Genomic DNA, 1,932 nt, shown 5'->3' on the forward strand with positions numbered 1-1,932 from the left:
TGGTTTATAAGTGCTTGGGTTGACTTAGAGGAAGATAAAAAGGTTATAAAGAAGAAGTATGATAAAGAGAAAGAAAATAAAGAATTAGAAGAAATGAAAAAAGAAATTAAAGAATATAAAAATAAATTAGCTTCTTTGGAAATGCCTAAAATGTTGCCTTATAAATATATATGGACTAATAGCAAAGGTACTCTAAGGGTATGTATAGGACATGATTTATATAATAATCCTGTATGGATAGACTTTTACAAAAATAATCACTTATTAATAGCAGGTGCTACAGGATACGGAAAAACTTCAATAATTAGAACAATATTAATTTCTTTAATGCTAAGTTATGATAAAGATAGTTTAAAGATAATTTTGGTTGATTTTAAAAATACAGATTTGCCACCGTTTGAAATTTACCAACAAGTCAATAGGGAATGTATATTTGAAGAAGATAGATTTAATAAAATGTTAGATAGCTTAAGTAAAGAGGGTAAGGAAAGGGCAAATAAGATAAGGGGAAAAGGGCACTTTAATATAATAGATTATAATGAAGCTGAAGCTGATAGAATAAAGCCTGTAATAGTTGTAATAGATGAAGTGTCACAGATTTGTGATAATACAAAATTAAGAGATAAATTAATTAAGTGCATGGGCTTAGTAAGGGCATATGGAATTTATTTCATAGTTGCAACGCAAATTCCTTCAAAGGACACAGTAGGAAAAATTAAATCACATACTATTCATAGAATAGGTTTAGCGACTGCTGATAAAGTTGATAGTGATATGATAATAAAAAATGCTAATTTACAAGATATAAAGGATAAAGGAAGATGCAAGTATGATGTAGATGGCAAGCTTATACTTACTCAAAGTTTTTATACTGAAATGGAAGACGTTAAAGGCTATCTAAAGCACTTGAAAAAGTGATATAATATAATCATAAGGTGGTGAAGGAGAATGGCTTACACATACCGTTTTGTCAATGCTAGAGGGGAAGTTATATACTATGGTAAGACTGTTAATATAGATAGAAGAATTACGGATCACTTTACAAAAGGACATTTACCTCAAGAATGTTATCGTAGTGTATGCAAAATAGAATATCAAAAACATAAGACCGAATCAGATGCTTTGATAATGGAACAGTTTTATATTTCAAAGTATTCACCAAAATATAATAAACAAGGTCAAAGCCGAGATATTCCAACAATTGCACTTGAGGAAGGAAAATGGAAGTTGTATAAGCAGATTAGAGAAGTTAAGCCTTTACAAGTTCAAAATACAGGCTTTATTTGGAAAGTAGTGGCATTTATATATTTTGTTGCTATGCTATGCAAGTTATTAGGACTTTATTAGTCCTTATTTTTTTATTTATTTTTAATTTATATGTATCTTTTGTATGCTTTGATGCTATAATATACTATATGAAATTGATTTGAAGGTTAGGTGAGGAAATGAATAATATAAAATTTAAGATAAAAGCAAAAGGCTACACGCTAGAAGAATTTGCAGAAGAAATTTTAGGAATAAAAAGAAATGCTTTGTATAAGAAGATAAATGGAGATAGAAAATTCACTAAGTTAGAAAAAGAGAAAATAAAAGAAGTATTAAACATTGAAATAGATTAAAACAAGATTTGGGAAATTTGTCGAAAGTTTCTCAAATTATTTTTAAATAAAATGTATCTTTTGTACTCAAATGTGATACAATAAGTATATAAAGAAAAGCAAATAGTTCATTGAAAATTAAAAAGGGGTGTCAAATATGACAAGAATAGAAGCTTTAGAAGATAAGGTTAGAAATGAATATTTAAACTATCTTGCAGAGTGTAACCAACTTAGAAATAATGGATCAGATTATCTCGCAAAAGAAGAAGCTTATAGAAAATATAAATCTAATGTAAAGGATTTAGAAAGTGAAATAGCTTCTCTTGGGGGTGTT

The 1,932-nt window shown here is 28.1% G+C and carries 3 protein-coding genes; all 3 read left to right on the top strand.

Annotated elements, in window-relative coordinates; genetic code table 11:
- Window positions 1–918, top strand: a 918-nt coding sequence (locus tag VLM92_RS09775) for an FtsK/SpoIIIE domain-containing protein (protein ID WP_325276158.1), incomplete at its 5' end; no start/stop codon positions are given.
- Between the two features lie 30 nt (window positions 919–948).
- Window positions 949–1,347 (top strand): GIY-YIG nuclease family protein, encoded by a 399-nt coding sequence (locus VLM92_RS09780; RefSeq protein ID WP_325276159.1) that lies wholly within the window; start codon window positions 949–951, stop codon window positions 1,345–1,347.
- Window positions 1,348–1,445: 98 nt separating this feature from the next.
- The gene (locus VLM92_RS09785) at window positions 1,446–1,619 is read left to right on the top strand and encodes a helix-turn-helix transcriptional regulator (protein WP_325276160.1); all 174 of its coding nucleotides are present in this window, start codon (window positions 1,446–1,448) and stop codon (window positions 1,617–1,619) included.
- The last annotated feature ends 313 nt before the right edge of the window (window positions 1,620–1,932 follow it).

The organism is Romboutsia sp., from assembly GCF_035470145.1.
Classification (GTDB): Bacteria; Bacillota; Clostridia; order Peptostreptococcales; family Peptostreptococcaceae; genus Romboutsia_D.